The 23,103-nt window shown below is 35.2% G+C and carries 31 protein-coding genes; 8 read left to right on the top strand and 23 right to left on the bottom strand.

Going from position 1 to position 23,103, the window contains the following annotated elements:
• Nucleotides 1–59 precede the first annotated feature (59 nt).
• Nucleotides 60–311: a helix-turn-helix domain-containing protein gene (locus RVY88_RS07835; protein ID WP_002850301.1), complete on the top strand. Its 252-nt coding sequence runs from the start codon at nucleotides 60–62 to the stop codon at nucleotides 309–311.
• A gap of 64 nt (nucleotides 312–375) precedes the next feature.
• Here RVY88_RS07835 and fabI read toward each other — a convergent pair whose 3' ends face one another.
• The 4 genes from fabI to gap all read right to left on the bottom strand — a co-directional run bounded on the left by fabI (nucleotide 376) and on the right by gap (nucleotide 4,200).
• Entirely contained in the window at nucleotides 376–1,200 is an 825-nt protein-coding gene (gene fabI / locus RVY88_RS07840) for an enoyl-ACP reductase FabI (RefSeq protein WP_162167456.1), read from the bottom strand.
• 17 nt (nucleotides 1,201–1,217) lie between these two features.
• Nucleotides 1,218–1,886, bottom strand: a complete 669-nt coding sequence (locus tag RVY88_RS07845; RefSeq protein ID WP_065843841.1) for a triose-phosphate isomerase — start codon at nucleotides 1,884–1,886, stop codon at nucleotides 1,218–1,220.
• Between the two features lie 114 nt (nucleotides 1,887–2,000).
• Nucleotides 2,001–3,206, bottom strand: a complete 1,206-nt coding sequence (locus RVY88_RS07850) for a phosphoglycerate kinase (protein ID WP_162167457.1) — start codon at nucleotides 3,204–3,206, stop codon at nucleotides 2,001–2,003.
• A gap of 1 nt (nucleotide 3,207) precedes the next feature.
• Entirely contained in the window at nucleotides 3,208–4,200 is a 993-nt protein-coding gene (gap, locus tag RVY88_RS07855; protein ID WP_011732203.1) for a type I glyceraldehyde-3-phosphate dehydrogenase, read from the bottom strand.
• Between the two features lie 59 nt (nucleotides 4,201–4,259).
• Here gap and nadD point away from each other — a divergent pair, with 59 nt between their 5' ends.
• Together nadD and rsfS are read left to right on the top strand one after the other, a co-directional pair.
• On the top strand, nucleotides 4,260–4,805 hold the full coding sequence (gene nadD / locus RVY88_RS07860) for a nicotinate (nicotinamide) nucleotide adenylyltransferase (protein WP_162167458.1): 546 nt from the start codon (nucleotides 4,260–4,262) through the stop codon (nucleotides 4,803–4,805).
• Nucleotides 4,795–5,112, top strand: a complete 318-nt coding sequence (gene rsfS, locus RVY88_RS07865; RefSeq protein WP_002850309.1) for a ribosome silencing factor — start codon at nucleotides 4,795–4,797, stop codon at nucleotides 5,110–5,112. The genes nadD and rsfS overlap by 11 nt, the downstream gene beginning before the upstream one ends.
• A gap of 22 nt (nucleotides 5,113–5,134) precedes the next feature.
• Here the strand turns inward: rsfS and RVY88_RS07870 are convergent, their stop codons facing one another.
• The gene (locus tag RVY88_RS07870; protein ID WP_002850311.1) at nucleotides 5,135–6,163 is read right to left on the bottom strand and encodes a YeiH family protein; all 1,029 of its coding nucleotides are present in this window, start codon (nucleotides 6,161–6,163) and stop codon (nucleotides 5,135–5,137) included.
• 99 nt (nucleotides 6,164–6,262) lie between these two features.
• On the opposite strand from RVY88_RS07870, the gene RVY88_RS07875 reads away from it, so the two are divergent.
• The 4 genes from RVY88_RS07875 (at nucleotide 6,263) to RVY88_RS07890 (ending at nucleotide 8,871) form a co-directional block, all read left to right on the top strand.
• Nucleotides 6,263–6,853: a LysR family transcriptional regulator gene (locus tag RVY88_RS07875; protein ID WP_202930992.1), complete on the top strand. Its 591-nt coding sequence runs from the start codon at nucleotides 6,263–6,265 to the stop codon at nucleotides 6,851–6,853.
• Between the two features lie 435 nt (nucleotides 6,854–7,288).
• Nucleotides 7,289–7,702 carry a hypothetical protein gene (locus tag RVY88_RS07880; RefSeq protein WP_162167543.1) on the top strand — a complete coding sequence of 138 codons (414 nt, stop codon included), beginning with the start codon at nucleotides 7,289–7,291 and terminating at the stop codon, nucleotides 7,700–7,702.
• Between the two features lie 80 nt (nucleotides 7,703–7,782).
• Nucleotides 7,783–8,136 carry a hypothetical protein gene (locus RVY88_RS07885; protein WP_162167544.1) on the top strand — a complete coding sequence of 118 codons (354 nt, stop codon included), beginning with the start codon at nucleotides 7,783–7,785 and terminating at the stop codon, nucleotides 8,134–8,136.
• 264 nt (nucleotides 8,137–8,400) lie between these two features.
• Nucleotides 8,401–8,871 carry a hypothetical protein gene (locus RVY88_RS07890; RefSeq protein WP_011731905.1) on the top strand — a complete coding sequence of 157 codons (471 nt, stop codon included), beginning with the start codon at nucleotides 8,401–8,403 and terminating at the stop codon, nucleotides 8,869–8,871.
• A 189-nt stretch (nucleotides 8,872–9,060) separates the two neighbouring features.
• Here the strand turns inward: RVY88_RS07890 and RVY88_RS07895 are convergent, their stop codons facing one another.
• The 18 genes from RVY88_RS07895 to RVY88_RS07980 all read right to left on the bottom strand — a co-directional run bounded on the left by RVY88_RS07895 (nucleotide 9,061) and on the right by RVY88_RS07980 (nucleotide 22,827).
• Complete coding sequence (locus RVY88_RS07895; RefSeq protein WP_251148908.1) at nucleotides 9,061–9,228, bottom strand: DNA adenine methylase; 168 nt, start codon at nucleotides 9,226–9,228, stop codon at nucleotides 9,061–9,063.
• Nucleotides 9,225–9,689 (bottom strand): DNA adenine methylase, encoded by a 465-nt coding sequence (locus RVY88_RS07900; RefSeq protein WP_251148732.1) that lies wholly within the window; start codon nucleotides 9,687–9,689, stop codon nucleotides 9,225–9,227. The genes RVY88_RS07895 and RVY88_RS07900 overlap by 4 nt, the downstream gene beginning before the upstream one ends.
• Nucleotides 9,690–9,743: 54 nt before the next feature.
• Nucleotides 9,744–10,286 (bottom strand): putative peptidoglycan-binding domain-containing protein, encoded by a 543-nt coding sequence (locus RVY88_RS07905; RefSeq protein ID WP_162167545.1) that lies wholly within the window; start codon nucleotides 10,284–10,286, stop codon nucleotides 9,744–9,746.
• Complete coding sequence (locus tag RVY88_RS07910) at nucleotides 10,273–10,623, bottom strand: phage holin family protein (protein ID WP_002850389.1); 351 nt, start codon at nucleotides 10,621–10,623, stop codon at nucleotides 10,273–10,275. The genes RVY88_RS07905 and RVY88_RS07910 overlap by 14 nt, the downstream gene beginning before the upstream one ends.
• A 79-nt stretch (nucleotides 10,624–10,702) precedes the next feature.
• A complete protein-coding gene (locus RVY88_RS07915) occupies nucleotides 10,703–10,864 on the bottom strand; it encodes a hypothetical protein (RefSeq protein ID WP_158004857.1) in 162 nt (53 codons plus the stop codon).
• Nucleotides 10,851–11,216, bottom strand: a complete 366-nt coding sequence (locus RVY88_RS07920; protein WP_002850387.1) for a hypothetical protein — start codon at nucleotides 11,214–11,216, stop codon at nucleotides 10,851–10,853. Before RVY88_RS07920 ends, RVY88_RS07915 begins: the two co-directional genes overlap by 14 nt.
• A 5-nt stretch (nucleotides 11,217–11,221) precedes the next feature.
• On the bottom strand, nucleotides 11,222–11,470 hold the full coding sequence (locus RVY88_RS07925) for a hypothetical protein (RefSeq protein WP_002850386.1): 249 nt from the start codon (nucleotides 11,468–11,470) through the stop codon (nucleotides 11,222–11,224).
• Nucleotides 11,471–11,473: 3 nt separating this feature from the next.
• Nucleotides 11,474–11,890, bottom strand: a complete 417-nt coding sequence (locus RVY88_RS07930; protein ID WP_238389038.1) for a DUF4376 domain-containing protein — start codon at nucleotides 11,888–11,890, stop codon at nucleotides 11,474–11,476.
• A 107-nt stretch (nucleotides 11,891–11,997) separates the two neighbouring features.
• Nucleotides 11,998–12,243 (bottom strand): hypothetical protein, encoded by a 246-nt coding sequence (locus tag RVY88_RS07935; protein ID WP_162167547.1) that lies wholly within the window; start codon nucleotides 12,241–12,243, stop codon nucleotides 11,998–12,000.
• Nucleotides 12,244–12,322: 79 nt separating this feature from the next.
• Nucleotides 12,323–12,682 carry a leucine-rich repeat protein gene (locus RVY88_RS07940; protein ID WP_162167548.1) on the bottom strand — a complete coding sequence of 120 codons (360 nt, stop codon included), beginning with the start codon at nucleotides 12,680–12,682 and terminating at the stop codon, nucleotides 12,323–12,325.
• 1 nt (nucleotide 12,683) lies between these two features.
• Nucleotides 12,684–13,055, bottom strand: a complete 372-nt coding sequence (locus RVY88_RS07945) for a hypothetical protein (RefSeq protein WP_065842509.1) — start codon at nucleotides 13,053–13,055, stop codon at nucleotides 12,684–12,686.
• A 15-nt stretch (nucleotides 13,056–13,070) separates the two neighbouring features.
• Entirely contained in the window at nucleotides 13,071–14,513 is a 1,443-nt protein-coding gene (locus RVY88_RS07950; protein WP_162167549.1) for a hypothetical protein, read from the bottom strand.
• Between the two features lie 17 nt (nucleotides 14,514–14,530).
• Complete coding sequence (locus RVY88_RS07955; RefSeq protein ID WP_002850376.1) at nucleotides 14,531–15,100, bottom strand: hypothetical protein; 570 nt, start codon at nucleotides 15,098–15,100, stop codon at nucleotides 14,531–14,533.
• Complete coding sequence (locus RVY88_RS07960) at nucleotides 15,100–15,948, bottom strand: hypothetical protein (protein WP_002850375.1); 849 nt, start codon at nucleotides 15,946–15,948, stop codon at nucleotides 15,100–15,102. Before RVY88_RS07960 ends, RVY88_RS07955 begins: the two co-directional genes overlap by 1 nt.
• A 2-nt stretch (nucleotides 15,949–15,950) precedes the next feature.
• Complete coding sequence (locus tag RVY88_RS07965; protein WP_317051291.1) at nucleotides 15,951–21,215, bottom strand: tape measure protein; 5,265 nt, start codon at nucleotides 21,213–21,215, stop codon at nucleotides 15,951–15,953.
• A gap of 214 nt (nucleotides 21,216–21,429) precedes the next feature.
• Nucleotides 21,430–21,645, bottom strand: coding sequence for a hypothetical protein (locus tag RVY88_RS07970; RefSeq protein WP_317051292.1), 216 nt, complete (start codon nucleotides 21,643–21,645; stop codon nucleotides 21,430–21,432).
• Nucleotides 21,646–21,674: 29 nt separating this feature from the next.
• Nucleotides 21,675–22,139, bottom strand: coding sequence for a hypothetical protein (locus tag RVY88_RS07975; RefSeq protein WP_002849065.1), 465 nt, complete (start codon nucleotides 22,137–22,139; stop codon nucleotides 21,675–21,677).
• Nucleotides 22,129–22,827, bottom strand: coding sequence for a hypothetical protein (locus tag RVY88_RS07980; protein WP_002849064.1), 699 nt, complete (start codon nucleotides 22,825–22,827; stop codon nucleotides 22,129–22,131). The genes RVY88_RS07975 and RVY88_RS07980 overlap by 11 nt, the downstream gene beginning before the upstream one ends.
• A 116-nt stretch (nucleotides 22,828–22,943) precedes the next feature.
• Here RVY88_RS07980 and RVY88_RS07985 point away from each other — a divergent pair, with 116 nt between their 5' ends.
• Nucleotides 22,944–23,099, top strand: a complete 156-nt coding sequence (locus tag RVY88_RS07985; RefSeq protein WP_162167551.1) for a hypothetical protein — start codon at nucleotides 22,944–22,946, stop codon at nucleotides 23,097–23,099.
• The last annotated feature ends 4 nt before the right edge of the window (nucleotides 23,100–23,103 follow it).

The raw sequence follows: 23,103 nt of genomic DNA on the forward strand, positions 1-23,103 counted from the left end.
GATTGTAAAGATATTATATACTAATTAAACTTATAGAAAAGTTTTCTATAGGAATAATAATGCTAAATTTACCAGAAGTAACAACCGAGCAAGAAAATGAAGAATTTTTTGATTTAGTAGCAAAAAATGTAAAAAGAATAAGACAAAATCTTGGTTTAAGTCAGCTTGAAACTGCTCTTAGTATAGGTCAAGCTTCTAGTGGATTTTATGCCAATATGGAAAACAATGCTCATGGAAAGCACTTTAACTTGCTTCATCTTTTTAAACTTTCTAAACTTTTTGATTGTGATATTTGTGATTTTTTTAAGTAAAAGCAGATAGTCAAATTTAAGCAATTTACTCAAATTTGACTATAAATTTAGCTATGAATTTAGCTTATTCTTTGCATTCATCCCACGCAAGAACCGTAGAGCCGTTTTCGCCTACTACGGCGTCGCCCATTCCCATTATATTATACCCTGCATCAACGTAATGAATTTCACCTGTAACACCGCTAGCAAGGTCACTTAAAAGATACATTCCGCTTTTGCCAACGTCATCTATGCTAACGTTTCTTTTTAACGGTGCGTTGCATTCATTCCATTTAAGTATCATTTTAAAATCGCCTATTCCACTAGCAGCTAATGTTTTTATAGGACCTGCTGATATAGCATTTACTCTGATATTTTTCTTTCCGAGGTCACGCGCAAGGTATCTTACGCTACTCTCAAGAGCCGCTTTTGCAACTCCCATTACATTGTAATGCGGTACAAATTTAGTCCCGCCAAGATAAGTCAAAGTAAGCACGGAACCGCCTTCTTTTAGCACAGGCAGAACAGCCTTAGTAAGGCTTATAAGCGAATACACACTAGTACCCATAGCCACGTCAAAGGCTTCTTTCGTAGTATCTATAAACTCGCCTTCTAAGGCTTCTTTAGGAGCGTAAGCAACAGCATGAACGATAAAATCGATACCCTCAAAATCAGCTTTTATCTTACTTGCTAATGAGTCTAAATGCTCTTTATTGTTTACATCAAGCTCATATACAAGTGAACTTCCAAGCTCAGCTGCTATTGGTTCCACGCGCTTTTTGATAGCATCGCTTACGAAAGTAAAAGCTAGAGACGCACCTTGCTCTTTACACTGTTTTGCTATACCGTAAGCTATGCTCATTTTATTTGCTACACCGACTATAAGTCCTTTTTTGCCGTTCATTACCACTGTTTTTTCCTTTTTATTTAAGCTTTTATCAAATTTATAAAGTTTTTTACGTCCCAGCTTGCAGTTCCTACCAAAACTCCGTTACAGTTTTTTATAGCTTTTATATCGCATATGTTTTTCTCATTTACGCTTCCACCATAAAGCAGCGGCGCAGTTGTTTTTGTAGATATAAAATCCAAAATATCTGTTATAACAACAGAATTAGCACTTTTTCCAGTGCCGATAGCCCAAATAGGCTCATAAGCTATAACTAAATTTTCGTATTCTAAGTCGATATTTTCAAGCTGCTCTGTTAAAAACTCTTTTGTACTCCCGTTCATATGAGTTATATCATCTTCGCCTATGCAGTAGATAACGTCCCATCCTTTTTGCTTCGCAAAATCAAATTTAGCCTTTAAAAACGGCTCGTCTTCGCCCAAAGTTCTTCTCTCACTATGTCCTATTAAAACAGTAGTGATACCAAACTCATCAAACATCGCTGCACCGATCTCTCCGGTAAATGAGCCGTTATCGCACGGATAGAAGTTCTGCGCGCCTTGAACAAATTTAAACTTAGCTTCTAAAAATGCGCTTGAAGGCGGAAAAACTATCACATTTTCACCGCTCATCTTATTATCAAGCTCTTTTGCATACTCCAAAAAACCGCCTCTTGTGTGATTACATTTTAAATTTGCCGCGTATATCATTTATAACCCTTTAATGCTTACTTTTAAATTTAGTAAGAATAGATATATTATTATCATATATTATTAAACAATCCTTTATTTGTGTATGCAACTGCTTTGTGCTACGATAAAATCTCACGATTCAGCTTTGAGCAACACTTTAACGCCAGGAAGTTCTTTGCCTTCTATAAGCTCCAAACTAGCTCCTCCGCCAGTCGAGATAAACGTCATCTCATCAGCGTCTCCGGCGCGCTCTACAACATCGGCAGTATCGCCGCCGCCAACTACTGTAGTAGCAAAACTCTCTGCAATCGCGTGGCTCATTTTTATGCTACCTTTACTAAATTTATCCATCTCAAACACACCCATAGGTCCATTCCACCATATAGTTTGAGCATCGCTCAAAACTTCGCGAAATAATCTAACGCTAGCAGGACCTATATCAAGCCCCATCCATCCGGTTGGAATTTCTTGAGTAGAGACGTATTTTATAGCTGATTCGGCGCTAAATGTTTGAGCTGCGACCACATCTACCGGTAAGTAAATTTTAACGCCTAGCTCGCGTCCTTTTTTAAGGATATTTGTAGCTTCTTCTATAAGATCTTCTTCAAGGAGCGAATTTCCGATATTTTCACCGATTGCTTTTAAAAAAGTAAATGCCATACCACCTCCTATGATGAGTTTATCGACTCTAGGAAGTAAATTTGTAAGTGCTTGAAGCTTGCCACTGACCTTACTTCCTCCAACAACAGCTACAAAAGGTCTAATAGGTCTTTTTATCAAATTTCTGGCAAATTCTATCTCTTTAATCAGTAAAAATCCAGCCCCTCTATGCTCTTCATCATAAAATTTAGTTATAGCATGCACTGAAGAGTGCGCTCTATGACAAACTCCAAATGCGTCATTTACATAGTAATTTGCATACTCACTAAGCTCTTTTGCTAAAGCTACGTCGTCTTTTGTTTCACCTTTTTCAAAACGAATATTTTCTAGTAAAAGTACTTCACCTTGCTTTAAAGCTGCTACTTTTGTTTTTGCATCGTTTCCAACAACATCATTAGCAAATATTATCTCGCGATCAATAAGTCTGCTAAGTCTCTTTGCTACGGGAAGCAAAGAAAACTTCTCTTCATAACCGTTTTTAGGACGACCCAGATGGCTTGCAAGTATAACCGAGCAACCTTGATCTAAAATGTATCTGATAGTAGGAATAGCCGAGCGAATCCTTCTATCATCCGTGATATTATAAAACTCATCCATAGGAGTATTAAAATCGCATCTTACGAAAACCTTGCTGCCGCTTTTAAAATTTATATCTTTTATGGAAATTATTTCGCTCATATCATCTCTCGCTTATAAATTTAGCCATCTCTATAAGTCTTGAAGTATAACCCCACTCATTGTCATACCACGCCATGATTTTTATCATATCGCCGCAAATTACTTGAGTAAGATCCGCTGCAACTATACTTGAGTAGCTTGAAGAGTTAAAATCACTGCTAACTCTCTCATCAAAATCAACAGCCATAATGCCCTTTAAGCTTGTCTTACTAGCATTTATAAAAGCTTCGTTAAGCTCTTCCTTACTAACGCTTTTACCCAAAACCGCAGTAAGATCAACCATAGAAACATTTGGTACGGGAACTCTAACGCTTTGTCCGTGAAGTTTGCCATTTAAACTCGGCATAACAAGTTTCATAGCTTTTGCCGCGCCTGTGCTAGTAGGGATTATATTTTGCGCGGCTGCTCTGCTGCGACGAAAATCACGGCACTTTACATCTACCAAACTTTGACCGTTCGTATAAGCATGAATTGTAGTCATAAGACCTTTTTGGATACCGTATAAATCTTCCAAAACTCTAGTAACCGGACCCAAACAATTTGTCGTACAGCTAGCGTTTGATATTATTTTTTCACCTTTATAAGTATTTGAATTTACACCCAAAACAAAAGTAGGAGTATCATCTTTTGCAGGTGCACTCATAACTACTTTTTTAGCACCTTGTTTTAAATAAGCTTCGCATTTTTCAGTGGTTAAAAACTTTCCGGTACATTCTAAAACTACATCTATACCGTTTAGATCAAGTTCTCCTATATCTCTAGTAGAATAAACTCTTATTTTTTTGCCTTCTACTTCGATATAATCATCGTTTATAACATTTACTTCTTTATCAAACTCACCATGAACGGTATCGTATTTTAGCAGATATCTAGTCATATTTCGCTCTGCCGTATCATTTATAATAGCAAGTTCATACTCAGAACTGTTCAAAATAATTCTTGCAGCACATCTACCGATTCTTCCAAAACCATTGATTGCAATTTTAAGTGCCATTTTATTCCTTTTTTGGGTATAATTAGACTTAATTTTACTAAAAAAAAGGTTAAAAAAAATTGAATATTGCAATTTTTGGCGGAAGTTTTGACCCGCCGCATAATGCTCATGACGCCATAGTAAAAGCTGCTCTTTTAAATTTGAAAATAGATAAATTAATAATCATACCAACATATCTAAATCCATTCAAAACAGAATTCGGCGCAGACCCTAAAAAACGCCTTGTTTGGTGTGAAGCCCTTTGGCAAAATTTAGATAAAGTTGAAATAAGTAAATTTGAGATAGAGCAAAACAGAGCCGTGCCTAGTTTAGAGAGTGTGTTGCATTTTAAAAAAATTTATAATCCGGATATTTTCTATCTCATTATCGGTGCGGATCAACTTATAAATTTAGAAAAATGGTATAAATTCAAAGTACTAAAAAAGCTAGTGAATTTCGTAGTAGCTTCAAGAGACGATATCGAAATTCCTTCAAATTTGCAAAAACTAAATATAAATGTTAAAATCTCATCAACAAAAGTTAGAAATGAGCTTGACTTCTGCCAGGTTCCTAAAGCCGTACTTGAAGATGTTATTAAATTTTACAAGGAAAAAAATGCAAGATAGAATAGAAAAAATTACAAGATTACTTGATGAAAAAAAAGCGGAAAATATTGAAATTATAGATATGCAAAACAAAGATTATCTAGCTAAATTCGTCATCATAGCCACAACTCTTACGGGACGCCATGCTTACGCGCTTTTAGACGATTTAAAAACGGAGTTAAAACCTATCGGAGAAGAGTTTTTAGGTGTTGAGAGCAGCGATGATTGGACCGTGATAGATCTAGGAGATATCATGATACATCTTATGAGTGAAACTTATAGAACTAAATACAACATTGAAGAGTTTTTAAAAGAGTTAAAAAAATAGAAATTTGGGTAAAATACCCAAATCATCCAAAGAATTTCGATAAAATATATCCTATAAATATAAGCCAAATAAATAATACGGAAGCAAGAATAAACGGAAGTTTGCCACTATTTTTAAGCGCATTTTTCGTGATAGTAAGACCAAGAGCACCCATAGCAGCACACAACATAAATGTATCGGCTGTATTTATATAAACAGAGGCAAACTCTCTAGGAAAAAACGGAAGCGAACCGACTACTAAAGCTACTAAAAACCAGACTGCAAAATATGGAAAAGAGCTTTTTAAACTACTTTTTCTTTTATCTCCTATGAAAAATGCACTAAAAATAGACAAAAATATAAGAAAAGGAACCAACATCAAAACCCTTAACATCTTCACTATAACAGCGTTATCAGATGCCAAACTTCCTATAGCATTTCCAGCTGCTACTGCGTGTGCTACTTCATGCAAGCTAACTCCGCTCATAAATCCGGCTTGCACTTCGCTAAGTCCGCTAAAACCAAAACCATAAATTAAAGGATATAAAAACATTCCCAAACTACCAAATACAACAACAGTGCAAACAGCTACTCCAACACGGTTTGCACCGCCTTTTGCTATACTTTCGGTAGCTAAAACAGCTGCTGCTCCGCATATACTTGATCCAGAGCTAATGAGAACTGCTGATTTTTTATCTAATCCGAGCTTTATGCCGACAAAATAACCTATCAAAAATGTACTAAAAACCACAATCGCAGCCGAAACGATTCCTCCGATACCGATGCTAAGTGCATCATTAAGAGTTATTCTAAATCCATACAAAATAACCCCGAGACGCAAAATCTGCTTTGTACAAATAGACAAAACTCCGCTTTTTCTCACAAGAGTAACAAGTGAATGAGCCATATTCCCAAAAAATGTACCCAAAACTACAGCTATAATAAGCGCAGATATACCAAATTTAGTAAAAAAACTTGTACTAGCTAAAATATAAGCAAAACTACTAAGCAAACAGATAAATATCCACGCTTGAATACGTCTTTTTTGATAAATTTTTTTATGATGTGTCATATATCTTCCTTTTTTATCGCAATTATACCTAAATACCTTTTGATATAAAAAATATATTTTTTATGTTATAATGATATATTTCTTATATAAGGATATCTCATGACTATAAAACAAATAGAGCATTTTCTGAAGCTTTATGAGCTAAATAATGTTAGTCTTGCCGCAAAGGAATTTGATATATCTCAATCTGCTCTTTCAAACTCGTTAAAAGAGCTTGAAAACTCGTTAAATGGAAATTTATTTGATAGAATAGGAAAAAATCTTATAATAAATCAAAAAGGAAAGGCTTTTTATGAACAAATTTTACCCGTATATTTAAATTTAAAAAATATAGAAATCAAAATGCGTTATAACGGACTTTTAAATTTAAACCTATTATCTAGTCAAAATATCGGAAACTATCTTTTGCCAACTGTTTTGAATGATCTTTTAGGCAAATTTAATATGACTCTTAGCATAAAAAATACGGCTAAAATAGTAGATAATATACTAAATCACAAATGCGATCTTGGTTTTATAGAGAGCAATATTCACAATAAAAATATATCTAAATTAAAGATTTGCGAAGATGAATTAATAGTAGTTTGCGCAGATAAAAACTATCAAAATAAAGAGTGCTATATAGATGAAATATCAGATAAAAAATGGATTTTAAGAGAAGACGGGTCGGCACTAGACAGACATTTTTAACAAAAATTACAAACGGAGTCAATATAAATATAGCCTTAGAGCTTAACTCCACTGAATCTATCAAAAAATGTTTAGAAAAAAGTGAGTTTTTTAGCGTTTTGCCGAGATTTTGCATCCCAAAAACGCTATATCTGTAAAACGCTTTTTAAAATCGAACTACTTTTAGCTTAAAATCGAACTACTTTTTTAAAAAACAAAAAAATAGTTCGATTTTAAACGCAAATTAATACCTATCTACACACATAAACCACACATAAGATCTCTTAAAACATACCTAGCTTTAATACTGTACTTATTGCTAAACGCATTATATTTTATTCTATAAAAACTAATTGTTTATTTTATTAAAAATATTTTTTATATTTCAATAATTTTAAGTGTTATTTAAGTAAATATATATTATAATTCCATTACAAAACAAAAAAAGGGGACGAAATGAAAATAGTAGAAATACCTAAAATAGACCTGGAAGATTTGAACAGTATTTTAATGAAATTAGAGTTAGAAGATTACGAATATGGCGGGACATACGGTTTTCCAGATGTCTGGGATTACATAAGTTTTAACTATGCACGTTATGCAAAAGATGACGAAAGTCTAGAAGAATATGCAGCACGTGAATGGGATGACATATTTGAAGGATACGAAGTAGGAAATGTAGGAAGCATAGCAGATGGCAAAGGAGACTTTGTAGTGGAATTTGAAATAATAGATAATAGCAGTATATTTAAAGAATGGGATGACATAAAAAGAGTAGACGGGATAATATTAAAAGCACTTGTACCTTTAGACCTAATAGAACAATGCGAGAAGGATATGGGCTACAACCCTTTTTCGGAATTTATTTAGATAAAAACTAAAGGTTAAAATCCTAATTGATTCTAACCTTTTTTTAGATATAAGAAGTATTATTAAAAAGGAGACAAAAGATGAGAACAATATTTGTAGCAAACCATAAACCGCCAGTAGAGCTAAAAGACGTGATAATCCCTGAAAATATCTTTCTTTGGGGACAAATACCGAAAGAAGGTGTTATAAAACACCTAGAGCCGTTAACAGCGGAATTAGAAAAAATATACGAAGAAACAAATGAAGAAATAAATTTAGTAATAGCAGGAGAGCCTAGAGCTACTTGCTTTTTAGTTAAAAGATTTGAAAATAAAGAAAATATAACTTGTTGTACGACTTTTTCTATTAGGAAAAGCGTAGATGAAACAATGCCAGATGGCACTACAAAAAAGACAGCTATATTTGAGTTTGCGGGACTTGTACCCTTTGTATAATTTTAGAGAATCTAACAAGTTTGATAAAAAAAGAGAGAAATTAGAGAGCTAAAAAGCTCCCTAATAAAAAATAAATAAAATCGTATTAACACAAAAATTGTCAGCAGCAAACAGAAAAATAAAATCAATATTTTAAAAAATATTTTTAAATATGATATTATTTTTATTAAAAAAATCATTTTAACACAAAATCGTCTGTAGCAATATATCTAATATTTGCATTATATCTGCAAACTTTTAAAATAAACTTAAAAAAGGATTAAAATGATAAAAAAATTAACAGATAAACGGCTATCTGAAATAACAAAAATTCCGTATGGAACTATAGCAAGCTGGAAGAGATCTGATGGTTACACAAAAGATATATATCTTTTCTTTAAAAATTTAGACCCGGAATTCTTAATAGAGAATTTTGGAGCCAAAACTCCTATAATTCCTTTACGGGATAAAGAAGTAGTAGGCGCAATAGGTATTTCGCAAGGCACCCTGTATGGCTGGAAAAATGGGAAGGGGCATAGAAAAAAGCTATATGATTTTATAGCGCAATTTAGCGCAAAAGAGATTTTAGATATCTGTGCAAAAGAAAAAGATAGCATAAATGATAAAACGCTCTCAAAAATAACTAAAATTCCATACCAAACGCTGCAGGGATGGAAAAAATACGAAGATAGACAAGTTTTATATAAACTTTTAAAAAGTTTTACACAAGAGGAGCTATCTTCGTTTTTTAGTTAAAACGGCCTTATTTTCTGCTCTAAAAATGCCTAAAAACCTAACTATAATCTTGCATTAGCATTTAAAGAATTTTATAGGTGTGTATAGTGGATTATAACGCTATTTAAAGGCTTATTAAAGAGCCTTTAAAATCTTTAAAAATTCATAATCAAAAGCTCATTTTTAACACTTCTATATTTACTATTAAGGCTATAATTTACCTTTAACGTTTGCAAGTATTTTGGCTAGATTTTCATGCTCGTTTATGCCAAATCCAGACGTTATTTTATAGCAATTTTCTGCGCCTACATAAGGCGGATCTACGTAAAAAAGAGTATCACTGCTATCATACCCATTAATGAGTTTTTCATAGCTCATATTCTCAATAAAAGCCCTTTTAAGACGCTTTGAATTGGCAAAAAGTCTCTGTGTATGTTTTTAGCACTTTTACTATTGCCTATTGCAAAATTATCACCTTTTGCCCCAAAGCTAGTGGCAAGAAGATAGAAATAAAATGCAGCTTTTTGGATATCGTTTTTTGGCTTTAATTTGCCGTTTTTGATGTCCAAAAACAACTCACGACTTCTAAATAGTAAGTTCATTTCAGCTTGCAAGCTTGCAGGGCGGTTCCTGATTATCCTATGTAGATTGATAAGATCTGAGTTGATATCATTTACAACTTCAATTTTTGAAGGCTCTTTTTGGTAAAAAACCGATAGCGCTCCTCCAAAGACTTCCACATACCGTGTGTGCTCTGGCATAAGCGGTATAACCTCTTTTGCGAGCAAGGCTTTACCGCCAACCCAACCAAATGGCGCTTTAAGCGTAGTTCTTCGCATAATGTTCCTTATAGAATAAATTTTTTTGTTATTTTTTTGCGCGCGGTGCTAAGATTACACCGCGTTTGCTCTGTTTTTCCAGCCATTTAGATATGCAGCGTTTGCAGGATTTTTAGCCACTAAACTCTCGTAGTGCTGAATTTCTAACTTGTCATATTGCAAACTAAATTTATCTTCATCGACTAGGTTTAAAGCAGACAAGGTTTTAATGCCTATAATACCATCAGGCTGGACTCCAGCTAGCTTTTGTGCTAACTTAGCTGCTGTCTTTACCCCTGCATTTACCCCAAAGCAGAATATCTCGTCGGCTATGATCTGGCTTTCTACGCCATTTAGCCTCATTTTATCCCAAAACTCACGCTCGTAAAAATCAAAAACCATTTTTTTTAAAATCTTGTTTTCATATAAAATTTTAGATGCTATTTTTATATCTGCGTTTGTAGAAAGGACGTTTTTTACGATATCCCAGCCGCTCCAGCTAGCGTGTGCTCCCTGGTAAATTCCCATAAAAGTAAAGCCGTTTTCTGTCTTATTTTTGTGTAAAGCGTCATGTGGGTTATTAAACAAAATTTCCATACTTTTTCTAAAATTCGCCATCCCTACCTCCAAATTTATTATTAGTTAAAAGCGCTATTAACTTCTTCTCCCAAGCAACAATAGCGTCCGTTCCAGCCCACGCACTAAGCCCTGCAAGACCTACGCTTATACCTTGCTTTCCAAGGAAATAAAACGCGATTTCGAATCCTATATACCCCACAAACAGAGCTGTTGTGGTATCTAAAATAAGCCCTAAAAAAATACATTTTTTACTCCCGGAGCAGTGATCTAGCTTCTTTTTTTGAAAAACGCTTAGAACTCCGCCGATTATCCCTATAATAAAAACGTATTTATACACTCCCAAATTGTCTAACAATCTCTCTAAAAATTCTCCCATTAAAGCACCTCCATTATAAAATACAATAGCGCAGGGGTTAAGCTAAGCAGCAGTTTTAAAATTTCTTCGTAAAAGTTACTCATTTCATCTCCTTTACGCTTTGCACGCTTAATTCTAGCTCTCTTATATAAGTGTATAAATCCCACGCCATTAAAGCTGCTTCTTGCTCTGTTTTTGCGCTGCGGTTAAAGTCCATTAATGGAATCTGGGCGATAACAGGGATAAAGCTAATTTTTGGCATCTCTAATGGCTTGCTTATTACTATCTCTTTGCTCGTGCAGCCTTGCATAAATAGCGTTAATAGCGTCAATGCAAGTAGAGTTGTTATCCTTAATAATGCGCTCTTTGACCTGTGTAACATACCTAATCTCCTTTTGTTTTTCTTGTTTTAAATTTGCTAAAACTTCTAACCCTTTTTGATAATCACTGCTTAAAATCTCGAGTGTTTTTTCATAGCTCTCGTTTGATAAAGTAGCGGTGTTGAGACTGCTTTTTAAGCTAGTGTTTTCCAGCTCAAGTTTGCTTATAACTGAATTAAAATAAATCAAAAGAGCCACCGTAAGAACTCCTAAAATAGTGTAAATATAGTTCATTTTTTTTACTCTCCTAAGCTGTTATCACAGTGGTTTCTCTCAAGTTTTTTTAGAAAGCAACATAGTTTCTTATCAAAAAAAGTTGCTTTGTTAGCCTTAATGCGCCGCCCGATATGGCTAGATACTGTTTCATCTTGGCTTCCATTCCAAAAGACCACATTAGCCATTTGATCCAAAGCCAATAAAAATCTCATAAATCTAGTTCTTTTTCGCATATCGTTTTCAAATTTTTCAAACAAAAGTTCTTTTTGCATTTTTTACTCCGGTCTGTCTGTATTCCAAATTTGAGTTTGAGCTTGTCCTGCTTTTAGCAAGATTTGCGCAAGTTGTTCTATTTTTAACTCATAAACTTTGTTATTTTTAGCAGTCCAAAGAGTGCTAGTTAGATTCGCACTACTAGCTACGCTTAGCGCCCTTGCTATGCGGTTTTGGCTAGTTTCATCGCCCTGAAAAATTACAGAATCATCAACGTCACCTGAGTCATATAGTTTGCAGTTATTTAGCGTAACTTCTATTCTTTCTACAGCGTTTGCACGATTTGCTTTCCATAACTCATACGCCCTAAATTTTAAAATATCTGCTTTATCCTCACGTTCCTTTTTTACGCCTCTATAGACCCCGTCTATCTCTTTATACTCTAAAATCTCCAGCTCATTGTCGAAACTCTCTTCCACAACCTGCAAATAGCCAAGTACCGCTAGTGTCTATTAGGACCTCTTTGTCCTCTATCTGTTTTGTTTCTAAGTTGTAAATTCTCATTTTTTTCCTTTTTTATTTTTGTTTAGTCTATTTTAAACATATCTAGGTTGCCCACGCCTATACGGACTAGCTCCGCTCTTGTTCTAAATTTATCTGGCAATTTTAATACGCTAAAATTTTGTCCGTTAAAAGCACCATTTTCTATAACTCTAACGTTTTCAAAACTGGCGACGCCGTGAAAAGAGCCGTTAAAGCCATTAAATGCTCCGGACTCTATTCTATCTACATTTTTAAATCTAAACCCTTTATCAACATCAGTTGTGAACATATTTGCGGCGAACGCGTGTGATTTTATAATACCTACATTGCAAAAAGTTACATCAACTTTAGTATTTAAATAAGCCGTATTAAAAAGCGTTTGATTCTATAGTCCCTACATTTCCGAAGCTTAATCTGTAATTTCCCCAGGTTTTATTGTATCCATCTAAGTAAAAAGCAAATTTGCCGATAGTATCTACATCGCCAAATCTTAAGTTAATAATACTGTCATATTCCCTGCGAGAAAACGCATAATCTCCTATATTTTTACAATATGGAAAATATAAAGGTGTACTAAAGTTGTTAAGATAAAACGCATAGTCTCCTATGCTACTTACATACTGCGGTACGAACTTCCCTGAAAAATTCGTGTTGTTTGTGTATGCATTAGCCGGAATATCAATAAAATTGAATATTTTATCGGAAAATAAAGCATCTTGAAATTTCATATTAGCTTATAACCCCCCCCCATTTTATGCAGATTTTGCCATCTATAGGATTTATAAAATACGAGTAAATGTTAGTAGCAGAACTTGCTATAACAAATTCTGGATTTATAACTTTAAAAGCAGAGCTAAACCCGGCAACCGTTGTATATACCATTATAAATCCAGTTTTACCAACATTTTTAAATAACTCCTGGTTCTTAGCACTAAAACTTAGATTAGTCCCAACACCAGCAGGGACTAAAAAGTTATTACCAGCGCTAAAGTCTATCTGCGCACTTTGCACTATAACTGGTCTATCTTTGTTGTATTCTTGCTCGTGATTTATCCCCTCTAGATCCACAAACTTATTACTTACTATGTTATTTACTTTCATATTTTTTCCTTTTTTTTAGCTTATTTCCACACCGTCGATTTTTACAAAAACTTCTGGCTTTCCTCGCGCTCTTTGAGATAGCTCCTTATCTCCTAAGTTATAATAATGGCTATTGCCTTCAGAATCTAAAATTTCATATCCGTTTTTGTCGTCTCCCATTAGTGTATATACCGGATTTAGTACTATTGGAGTTAATGTTTTAAGGGTTTTATCGTACAAAAAATGCGCGTTTTGTGTTCCTGTAAGAACCAAAATAACGTCTTTCCCAGATATAACTTTAGTTGTAGTAAGACTGCTCCCAAAATCATAATCAAATTCCGCTATCTTCTCCGCGTCGCTCGCATACACGCCTAGCTTATTATTATTTAGAGGTAGAAAAAATAGTTTTCCGTCTGTAGCGCCTACGCTAGAGCCTTGCGTCCCACTTGGCTTACTAAACTCTGCTATAACTCCATCTTTGCCATAAATTATAGAATTTGACGTTGGGACGCTTACTACTCCTGTGTTACAAACGTTATAGCGCAAAGATGCGGTGGCTTGATATTCGCAAAGTGCATTAATACCTGTGCTTTCAAATTTAGCATTAATAATCTGCTCAAACTTGTCTATACTATAAACTTTAGTGTTAAAGCTAGAGGTATTGTGCAGATACACTAAATTATTAAGCACATTCATCATTATTTGGGAATTTTGGCTAGAAATTAAAGCGCCCGTGACTAGATTTACAGCGTTAGCATTGTTCTTGTAAGTTATCAAAAAATTATTATATATAGCTTGGACATTATAATGGCTAGGTGTAAGTGGAATCTCTTTTAGTTTGCCACTATTTAAAAACACGCAAGAGGCGGTATCTGTTTTTTTATAAATAGCAGCGTGAGCTCCTACGCGGAACAAAGAGCCAGACGCTATGCCAGAGAGCTGTTCTGCTTTTTTAGTTAAAAAGTTAAAAAATACGTTACTAGAGCCATAAAATATAACTCCGTTATTTAGCATATATATTTTATTACTATTATCGATATTTAGCTTGATACTATATATCTGTTTTAAATTAAAATCATAAATGCAATACTCATTGACCGTGTTAGAGCCGCTTATTACAGGCTTAGTGGTTAGCATAAACCCATTTTTTATATCGCAAAATTTTTCTCCTGTAGCCATTATTGCTATAAGTTTTTGCATAAGAGCTTGGTTAAAGTCATCTTCTAGCTTATTATCCACGCTTATACCTAGCTTATCTCCTTTTGCAAGGACTAAATTTGCCTCCACTATATTTGCATCACCATATTGCATAATAAAATTTTGGCTTATGGGTTCCTCATTTAAGGTTATAGATACCTTTGCTGCATTGCTTTTTTGTTTTATAAAAATATTGCTTATAAAGCGTGTATTTTCAGACGGCTCTAAAACATCAGTTGTAGCGCTTATACTGCCTTTATAAAACTCTTTTATAACCTCCATTTATATCCCTCCTATCATTATTTTTTTGCTAAAAAGTTGCTATTATTTTCTATAAAAACCTTGTTTTTGTTTTCTAGATCTGTAATAGCGTTATTTACTTTTTCCTCCATAGCTCTTGTTAGATCCACAAACTCTGTTTTTGTTATATATGCGCTAAGCTGCGTTCCGCTTATGGCTTGCAAAAACGTGGTTTTTAGAGACTCTAAATCTGCCATATAGCTATCTTTGCTCTGCAAAAAAAGCTCATATTGTTTTTCTTTTAGCATTAAGTCTTGCTCTATGTTTTTACAATGCGTATCTATACTTTTTAACTCTTCTAAATTTAAAGCAAAAGAGTCTCTTATATCTATGCTTTGGGCTAAATTTGCAGCGGAAATATTTGCGTAGTCTTTCACGTTTTGCAGCTGCGTAGCTACTGCAGTAGCGTTATTTGCAACGGTTTGGAACTCCTCTTGTATTTGTGCGCTTAGCGTATTTATCTGCTGCGTAAAAATTGGCAAGGCATTTACAAACGCATCTGCTTTGGCATCAAATTGGGTTGTGTTTTTACTACTTGGTGGCTCTGGGAGCGCTGTTAAAACTTGCATTATATTAGCCCTTCTATTAATAAATTTAGTTCCGATTTTTCTTGACTCACTGTTGAAATGCTAAAATCCTTAAGCATTCCATAGACAGTAAATGCGCCTATATTTTTGTTTATGTTATCGTCGAGCAGATAAACGGTAGGAACTCCTGCTAACTTACTTACAAAGTCCCTTATATAGTCTATATCTTGTGTTTCTATCACGACGCTGCACTCTGCTGTTTTTGCGGTTTTCCCTGGTATTATGGTGGCGTTGCCCCACGCGTCTTTTGTTACTCTGCTGTAATCTACAAGCCCACTTTTTGCACCAGATAGAGTATGCCCTATATGCCTTCTTTTACCTAGCATAAGCATTCCAAGCTTTGCAAAACCATTTATAGGTGTTATGCTAAAACTAAGATCTTGCATTCTTGTATCCACAGGGAGGTTTATAGTGCTTAGATATTTTGTAGCCGCGTAAAAGTACTCCCACCAATTTCTGCTTTTTCTAAAGTACAATGGCACTACGGAGTCTTCTATCATAAGGTTTTCTCCTTCTAATCCTAAAAAAGTTGCTATATCTATGTTATCTTTTGGCTTAACTACAATATTTAAAGCGCCATTATTCTTTGTTTGCGTGTTTATAAACTCGTCTATAAATTTATATTTATTCGTAGCCCCAAAATCTACAAACCGTACATCCACGTCTGGGGTTTTGTCTGCATTAAACGTACTGGCTGCCTTATAAATACGATTTTTATATGTGTAAAAGCTATCTGCTATAACGCTTTTATTTAAACTCCACTCTTCGTAGTTCTCATTTGCAGCGTCGCTAGAAACCAGCTCAAAATCTACAGGCTCAAGTATCGTCATGTTTATACTACCTTTACTAAAAGTGCGCTACCGTCACTATTTTCGTTTAAAAATCTGTTGTTATAGACTCCATTTTGCTTAATGGCTCTAAGCTCCTCTTTTAATGCCTTAAGTTCGCTTACTACTTCTGTAAAAGCGCCGTCCATATCCACTTTTACGCCCCTACCACCTTGCAATTGGATAACCGCTTCTGGATATCCAGCTTCTCCTATCATAGCTGCAGTTGGTCTAGTAACTATACCGCCGTCTGCAAACATTTTTAAGCCTTGCTTTTCTTGGATACGCCTTAGTGTTTCTTTGTCTGTCGTACCTGTTTCTCTCCAAACTGCGTACTCCATAGCAGCTTTTAACTCCGCTCCATTTAAATGGCTATCGGACCAGTATCGAAGTCCAGCGTCTTCTGCACTTCTGCCTAAAATTTGTTGGTAGTAGGAATTTACTTCAAAATCCTTTGGGTTTGTTAATACTGCGCCGTTTGCAGTTACTGTTTTACTACTACTGCTAGAAGGAGCTTGAATTTGACCGGTGTTTAAAACTAAATTTGAATTAGCTTTATTAACGTTTTGGAACTCTTTTAAAATGGCGTTAAAATTTTCTGCAAAGCTTCCACCTAGAGTTGCAAAAAGCCCAGCGTTTTGGCTCATTAAACTTGCAAAATTCGTAGTTGCAGAGCTTATGCTCTCTTTTAAAACATTTATTTGCGCATCGCTATTTTCACCTAGTGCGTCTTCTAGCTTTTTAAGCTGTTTATTTGCCGCATTTAAGGAGTCTTCCACGCTTTGCCTAAAGTCTTTTGGCACTATATTTTCTATTTGGTTCGCCATTTTTAGCACTTCAAAGCGGTATTGCTCTGCACTTATAGAGCTATTTTTTAGGTTTTCTGCTTTTGCTAATGCAGACTTTTGTAATTCATCTAAGTTTGCGCTGTTATATTCGCCATTTGTTAAATCGCTTTTTACTTTTTGCAAAGAATTGCTATATACTGCGTTTATCTCTGCTTTATCATAAATTTTAAATTTAAGATCGGATGCTATATCTGTTAATTTTTGGTAGATAGCCTTACTAGCCTCATAATTTTTTATAGTTGCTTCAAGACTGCTTTTTTCTTTTTCTTTTTGCAATCTTAGGATCTGTGCGTTAGCGTTTGCTACGGTGGTTTTATAGTTTTCAAATTCTTTTTGCAAGTTGGCATTGGCGTTGTTCGCATAAGTTATATATTTTGCAGTGCTAGCAATTAGGCTATTTTTTAGGTCTGTGTCTGCTTTTAGAAACTCCGCCATATCTGCATTGCTCATATTTCTAAAAGCTTGCGCTGCTGCTTGTATAGTAGGAAAAAGTCCTTTTAATTCCGTATTTAGTAGCCCCCATTGCGCACTTATAGCATCTAAGCTTAGAGTTTCTACGCTATCTCCATAAGCAGACTTTATGCTTATAAGTGCGTTATATGCAGTTTCTACAAAGCTTTTAAGCGCATCACTGTAAGCTTTTTGAGCAGAAGTTGCGCTATTATAAGCATTAACAAGCTCATTAAAAGCAGATATTGTTTCTTTGCTAAAATCTGCTTTTATAGCGTTTTGATATGCATTTTTTATATCTTCTGCGCTAATTTGTGCTATGTCTTTTATGTTATTAGATGTTTCTAAAAGCCCTGCGCCTAGAGCTTTAAAGCTATCAAGCGCGTAATTGCTTTGGTATTTTAATTTTTCTAAATCCGAATTAAAACTGGCTATTTTTAAAGTCTGCATAGTCCCAGAAACTTCAGCTGCAGCTTCGCTTAACACTTCAAAAACACTCTTAGAGGCGTCTTTAGCTACTGCTTCCCAGTTTCTCCAAATGGCTTCTAGCTCTCCTGGGTTTCCAAAGTCAAGCGCCTTGTTATACTCTTTACCAGTAACGCTGCTTATTATCGCTCCGCCTAATGCTTCATCGTAGAAGGTGTTTTTGTTGTACTTTCTAGCAGGTAGATTAAACTCTCCACCACTAAAATCTTTTAGCAAAAAAGAGACTTTAGAAATTGCGCTATTTATGGATTTTAAAGCAGCGTCATCTAAGGCGCTAAGATCTGTTTTACTCTTACTTCCAAACCAGCTTTTTTTCTCACTATCAACGTATTTTTGGATATCTGTAGAAGAAAAGCTTGAGTTTGAGTTTGCATTTAAATTTTGACCTAAATATACTCCATAATCGTGTTGCTTCCAAGTCCCAAACGCTCCGCCAACTAAGCTACCAAGTACGCTACCTACTGCAGTTCCGATACCTGGAAGTATGGCGGTTCCTATAGCTCCGCCAAGCGCTCCTATCTGTGTTGCTTTAGTTTGCGTTCCAAATAGTTTATCTCCTAAAAATCCACCAAGCCCACCTAGGGCTGCTCCACCAGCTAAGCTACCAAGCCCTGCAGCAATTCCACCGCCAAATGCACTACCAAACCCATTAAACGCTAAAGAGTTTAACCCAAACGCATTAGCAAACCCGCCTCCAAAACTTGCTATACCACTTCCTAGCCCACCCATTCCTAGGCTTGTAGCTCCATTTGCTAAAAACCCAAAAGGCGAGTATAAAGAGCCTACTAAGCTAGATTGTAACCCGCCTAAAGATAGTCCAGCCCCACCATTAAATAGTCCAGACAATCCAGATAGCGTACTTCCATTTGCTAAGTTTGCAATGCTAGTAACGCTGCTCCCTACATTTAGTATCTCTCCTAAAACATTTCCGCCGCTCTTTACTGTTCCATCGCTAAGTATTTCAACTCGGCTACCTTTTATATCTCCGCTATAAACTCCGTTTTTTAACTCTAAGCCATAGCTATTTGCAAAACTAGCAACTCCGCCATTACCGCCACCTAAAAGCCCTGTAAATAATCCTGCTGCACTACTGCTAAAACTCCTTGCATATGGACTTATAAAGCTTGCAAACATCTCTTTGCCCATCTGCCTAAAAGCGTTGTTCAAAGATGTTGTTTTACCTGTTATAAAATCAAATAAATTGTCTTCTATGTTTTTGCCCATAGCAGATACCGTAACATTCCAGCTATCTTTTATCTCTTCAAAGCTATTTTTAAATTTATCTACTGCACTATCTGCTTTTCTAGCTGCTTCTAGCTCATAAAATTTATAAATTTCAGATATCTCTTTTTGGCTTAGATTTTTATATTTTTTTATAAACTCCTGCGCTTCTAACCTTGCTTTTTTCTTTTGCTCTGCAGCCATTTTCTCGTATTGCGCTGTAATTTTATAAAGCTCTATATTCTCATCTAGCTTGTTTAATTCGTCGTTTATTCTTTTTATTTCTGCAGCAGTAGCTTTTTCTAGCTCGATTTTTTTGGCATTTAAAGCAGTAGCTTTTTCTAGCTTTGTTAAATTTCCTTTTTGTACTTTTTCGTTTAGTTCTTTTTCATATTTTAAAAGTTCTATAGAATTAGCGTTTGCGTAATCTTTTATAGTCTTGTAGTAAGCGGCTTTATCTTCTAAATAAACGGCGTTTGCTCTCTTAGCGTCTTCCCTTGCTTTTTTGCTTTCTTCTTGGCTTTTTTTCTGCTCTTCTGCTATTTTCTTTTCTAGCTCTGCTTTTTTAGCCTTAGCTTTGTCTAGCGTATCTCCTATATCTGCGCCGGTATCCTTTAGCTCGTTTATTTTTTTTAAGTCCGCATTTACTGCTTTAAGTTGCTCTTCTAGCTCTACTGGTATCTTAACGTCTTTATATTTTTCGCCTAGTGCAGTTACTTGCTTATATTGCTCATTTAAAGCTTGTCTCTCTGCTTCACTACTGTTTTTCTCACTTGATTTTTGAGATTTTAGCAAGTTAAGATCATTTTGTAGATTGTATATCTCTTTTATCTTCTTTGCTAGCTCGTCCATTCTTGCGGCTTTTTCAACTATGTCATCGTTATTAGCAAATTTTGTGGGGATGGCTTTACCATTTCCAAGATAGTTAAATTTATAGTTCAATCGCAAATCTCTGTTTAAATCATTAAACTCTTCTTGCAGATCTTTTAGCTCATTTTTTGCACCTATTAAAGCGTTAGATACAGATGCATGGCTTAGCTTTTCTAGCTCACTTCTAGTCATGCTAAGGGCGTTATTAAAGCTTTGGGCGCTTGTTTTTGCTTTGTCAAAATGGTCCATAAGCATACTTATCCCCATTATCGCGCCACCGATAGCCGCAGCTGGCAAAAAGCTGCTAAGCGCTACTTTTAGTGCTATAAATGTATTTCTAGCACTATTTGTAGCAACAACTAGCGCCTTTTGTTCTATACTCATTTGTCTAAATGTTCGGTTGCTACTCATAGCGTCTACGTTTAAAAGTTTTAGTGCAGCGCTAAATAATTTAGCTTTTAAAGCATTTGTAGTAAGAGCTATAGCTAATACTCCAAGAGTGCCTTTATTTTCTCCTATAAAACCAAAGAAAGCTGTTATACTCTCTTTGTTTTCGCTTAGCATTTTACTAAAATTTTTAAATTTATCTGATAAAAAGCCAGTAATATCTAGCTCCTTATCTACGTTTTTTGTCAAATCCGCCAATTCATTTTTTACTAAAGTTAAAGACCTGCTAACAGTAATAGGCATGTTTGCAAAGTCTGCATTTATAGCGTCTCCAGCCTTTAAAAGTGCGTTTGCTACGATATCGCTTGTTAATTTACCCTCTGCTGCAAGATTTCTAAGCGCACCTATAGGAACGCTAATACTATCAGCTAGATACTGCATAAGCTTTGGGCTTGCTTCATTTACCGCGTTAAACTCTTCTCCACGCAAAACCCCAGATCCCATCGCCTGGCTAAATTGCAGTATTGCAGAGCTAGACTCTTCTGCAGTTGCACCACCTAGTTGTAAAGCTTTAGTAAAATTGTTAGTAACTCTAGTTATGTCATCTGTTGCAAATCCTACTTGCTTTAAGCCCTGGCTCATTTTTATGTATAAATTTGTTACGTCGGAGATTCTCGAAAAAGAGCTATTAGCCACGCCCATTAGGGCTATTTGTTGTTTTTTATACTCTCCTAAACTGCTGGTTGCAAGGCGCAATCTTCCATCTAAATCCTTCATCGCGTCGCTTGTTTTTATAAAAGAGCTAGCTAATTCTTTTATTCCTATGCTTACTCCTATTAACCCTGCTGCGCTATAAACTGCACTCCTAAGAGAATTTTTAAGACCATTAGCAGCAGTATCGGTTCCAAGCAGACTACTGCCTAGCTTATTTACTTCATTCCTAGCTACTATAACTTGCTTAGTATCTGTGTCTATGGTTATTTTTATTTTTAAATCATCATTTGCCATTTTTTAGCCTAAAATGTGGTATAATGATAAAAAAGGATATCAAAATGGAAGATATTAAAAAATTTCTTTGGATTATTTTTGTGATAATTCTAGCTGTTGGTATAATAGCAAATATAGAAGAGATGTACGTACAACTTATATCTTTCATCGTTTTATTCCCTTTTTATATCTGGCTTGATTATAAACTCAATCCCCATAAGTACAAAAAAGACTCTTAGTCTTCAACCCTATTTAAAACATTAGCGTATCTTTTAAAGACGCTATAAGCCCATAAAAAATCAATTCCGCAATTCTTGCAGTACTCTTTTAAGAACAGGCTATCGCATTTGCAATAGCTAGCCCCAAATCCCACTTCAAATCCAGCGCTTAAATTTAGCCCACCAAGAAGCATACTTTCATACTCACTTAAGCCAAACTCAGCTGGGCTCATCTTAGCTTCCACGCAAGCAAGAATTCGCTCTACTTTTTTTCCTTGCTCCTCGCGACCTCTTCATCGATCGCGCTCATAACTGCGCTATAGCTTATTCCAAGACTATCTAAGTCGATTTTTAGCTTATTAGCACTCTCTCCTGCAATGCAAAAACCAAAACGTTTTTTAGCAAGTTCATCTATGGAAATTTCTTTAGCTTCTGCAGCCTTTAGAGCTTTGTTTTTGTTTTCAAGGATTTTTAAAAGCTCTTTATTCTCTTTTAAAATTTCTATCTTTTCTGAGCCTATAAGTGAGTTTGCAAGCTCTTTATTTATCTCTATAGTTGCTTTTGTGTGTTCTATCTCATCTCTTATAATCTCTATTTTTTCTATCTCATCACTAAATTTTTTTATCTCTTTAGCTAACTCTTTGGCACTGCTTTTATTAATCTCAACAAACTCCAAAGCATATGTTTTATCATCTATTTTTAGCTCAAACGGATATCTAGTTTTCATCGTTTTCTCCATCTATTAAAGTAAATAGCTCTTGTCCTTCTAGTCTTAAAACCTTGCCTTTTAAAGATAGCTTCGCAAAATCATCTCCAACGATGGTAAAATCGCCGTCGAATTTTAAATTTATTTTTGGGATTATAAGAATTTGCAGCTTTCCTGTGCTTAGATTTTTCCCATCAAATATCAGCCTACCGACGTTGTTTGTCTTTTTTTCTGGTTTTATGAAGCTTGAGCTTGCTTTATAGACTTTGTTTGCGGTTTTTATATCTGCAAATTCAGTCGAGCTTGTTATAGCTTCTGCAATAGTGTAAATTTTAGAGTCCTTGATAACCAAATCCCCGACTTTTGCGCTAGTTATAGCGCTAGATCCATCTAGCAAAGTTTTACCATTCCAAAAAATATCACCAGGGGCGTAATTTTTAGTCTCTACAAGACCTTTAAATGCTATAGCTATGTTCTTAAGGCTAAGATCTCCTATCTCTGTGCTAAACTCGTAAGTAACCTTAGTTTCTAGCTCTGCTACGCTTTGCCCTAAACTCTCGTCGTTACTTAGCAATTCTTTGGTCTCTGCGGTGCGGCTTAGAGTGGCTCTTTGGTTGTAGCCTAAGACTATCTCTTCTCCTAAAGTCCCGTCATTTAAGTAGGGTGCAAATCTTATCTCTCCTGCTGCTAATCTTGTTGTTTTACTCATTTTTTTCTCCATTTAAATTTATGGTAAAGTTTATAGCGTACGTATAAAGGCTTGAGTCTTTATTTGCTATAAGCTCACAATTTTTAAAGAGGTTCTCGCCTAAATTAGCTCCAAGCTTGAACACCTTTTCTCTAAGCTCATCTATCTGGGTAAGCGCTGCAAAGTTATCATTTTCTAGACTGTTTGCGCAAAAATATATACTAAAATGCGCACTATCGCCTAACGCGGATAAAGGCGTTAAGCCATTAAAGCTTAGATATAGACCGGCTTGATTTA

This window comes from Campylobacter sp. TJR-1 (assembly GCF_032840035.1).
Lineage (GTDB): Bacteria > Campylobacterota > Campylobacteria > Campylobacterales > Campylobacteraceae > Campylobacter > Campylobacter fetus.

What these genes read in the sequence shown, in the direction of transcription:
- RVY88_RS07935 (WP_162167547.1), bottom strand. Translation starts at nt 12,243, where the DNA reads ATGTTCACAACTGATGTTGATAAAGGGTTTAGATTTAAAAATGTAGAT.
- RVY88_RS07850 (WP_162167457.1), bottom strand. Translation starts at nt 3,206, where the DNA reads ATGAGCGAAATAATTTCCATAAAAGATATAAATTTTAAAAGCGGCAGC.
- RVY88_RS07960 (WP_002850375.1), bottom strand. Translation starts at nt 15,948, where the DNA reads ATGACGATACTTGAGCCTGTAGATTTTGAGCTGGTTTCTAGCGACGCT.
- RVY88_RS07920 (WP_002850387.1), bottom strand. Translation starts at nt 11,216, where the DNA reads ATGAACTATATTTACACTATTTTAGGAGTTCTTACGGTGGCTCTTTTG.
- RVY88_RS07965 (WP_317051291.1), bottom strand. Translation starts at nt 21,215, where the DNA reads ATGGCAAATGATGATTTAAAAATAAAAATAACCATAGACACAGATACT.
- RVY88_RS07900 (WP_251148732.1), bottom strand. Translation starts at nt 9,689, where the DNA reads ATGCGAAGAACTACGCTTAAAGCGCCATTTGGTTGGGTTGGCGGTAAA.
- RVY88_RS07915 (WP_158004857.1), bottom strand. Translation starts at nt 10,864, where the DNA reads ATGCCAAAAATTAGCTTTATCCCTGTTATCGCCCAGATTCCATTAATG.
- RVY88_RS07880 (WP_162167543.1), top strand. Translation starts at nt 7,289, where the DNA reads ATGAAAATAGTAGAAATACCTAAAATAGACCTGGAAGATTTGAACAGT.
- RVY88_RS07875 (WP_202930992.1), top strand. Translation starts at nt 6,263, where the DNA reads ATGACTATAAAACAAATAGAGCATTTTCTGAAGCTTTATGAGCTAAAT.
- RVY88_RS07970 (WP_317051292.1), bottom strand. Translation starts at nt 21,645, where the DNA reads ATGAGCCCAGCTGAGTTTGGCTTAAGTGAGTATGAAAGTATGCTTCTT.
- RVY88_RS07940 (WP_162167548.1), bottom strand. Translation starts at nt 12,682, where the DNA reads ATGAAATTTCAAGATGCTTTATTTTCCGATAAAATATTCAATTTTATT.
- RVY88_RS07890 (WP_011731905.1), top strand. Translation starts at nt 8,401, where the DNA reads ATGATAAAAAAATTAACAGATAAACGGCTATCTGAAATAACAAAAATT.
- RVY88_RS07945 (WP_065842509.1), bottom strand. Translation starts at nt 13,055, where the DNA reads ATGAAAGTAAATAACATAGTAAGTAATAAGTTTGTGGATCTAGAGGGG.
- RVY88_RS07980 (WP_002849064.1), bottom strand. Translation starts at nt 22,827, where the DNA reads ATGAGTAAAACAACAAGATTAGCAGCAGGAGAGATAAGATTTGCACCC.
- RVY88_RS07845 (WP_065843841.1), bottom strand. Translation starts at nt 1,886, where the DNA reads ATGATATACGCGGCAAATTTAAAATGTAATCACACAAGAGGCGGTTTT.
- gap (WP_011732203.1), bottom strand. Translation starts at nt 4,200, where the DNA reads ATGGCACTTAAAATTGCAATCAATGGTTTTGGAAGAATCGGTAGATGT.
- rsfS (WP_002850309.1), top strand. Translation starts at nt 4,795, where the DNA reads ATGCAAGATAGAATAGAAAAAATTACAAGATTACTTGATGAAAAAAAA.
- RVY88_RS07975 (WP_002849065.1), bottom strand. Translation starts at nt 22,139, where the DNA reads ATGAAAACTAGATATCCGTTTGAGCTAAAAATAGATGATAAAACATAT.
- RVY88_RS07905 (WP_162167545.1), bottom strand. Translation starts at nt 10,286, where the DNA reads ATGGCGAATTTTAGAAAAAGTATGGAAATTTTGTTTAATAACCCACAT.
- RVY88_RS07895 (WP_251148908.1), bottom strand. Translation starts at nt 9,228, where the DNA reads ATGAGCTATGAAAAACTCATTAATGGGTATGATAGCAGTGATACTCTT.
- RVY88_RS07910 (WP_002850389.1), bottom strand. Translation starts at nt 10,623, where the DNA reads ATGGGAGAATTTTTAGAGAGATTGTTAGACAATTTGGGAGTGTATAAA.
- RVY88_RS07955 (WP_002850376.1), bottom strand. Translation starts at nt 15,100, where the DNA reads ATGCAAGTTTTAACAGCGCTCCCAGAGCCACCAAGTAGTAAAAACACA.
- RVY88_RS07925 (WP_002850386.1), bottom strand. Translation starts at nt 11,470, where the DNA reads ATGCAAAAAGAACTTTTGTTTGAAAAATTTGAAAACGATATGCGAAAA.
- RVY88_RS07870 (WP_002850311.1), bottom strand. Translation starts at nt 6,163, where the DNA reads ATGACACATCATAAAAAAATTTATCAAAAAAGACGTATTCAAGCGTGG.
- RVY88_RS07835 (WP_002850301.1), top strand. Translation starts at nt 60, where the DNA reads ATGCTAAATTTACCAGAAGTAACAACCGAGCAAGAAAATGAAGAATTT.
- RVY88_RS07885 (WP_162167544.1), top strand. Translation starts at nt 7,783, where the DNA reads ATGAGAACAATATTTGTAGCAAACCATAAACCGCCAGTAGAGCTAAAA.
- RVY88_RS07950 (WP_162167549.1), bottom strand. Translation starts at nt 14,513, where the DNA reads ATGGAGGTTATAAAAGAGTTTTATAAAGGCAGTATAAGCGCTACAACT.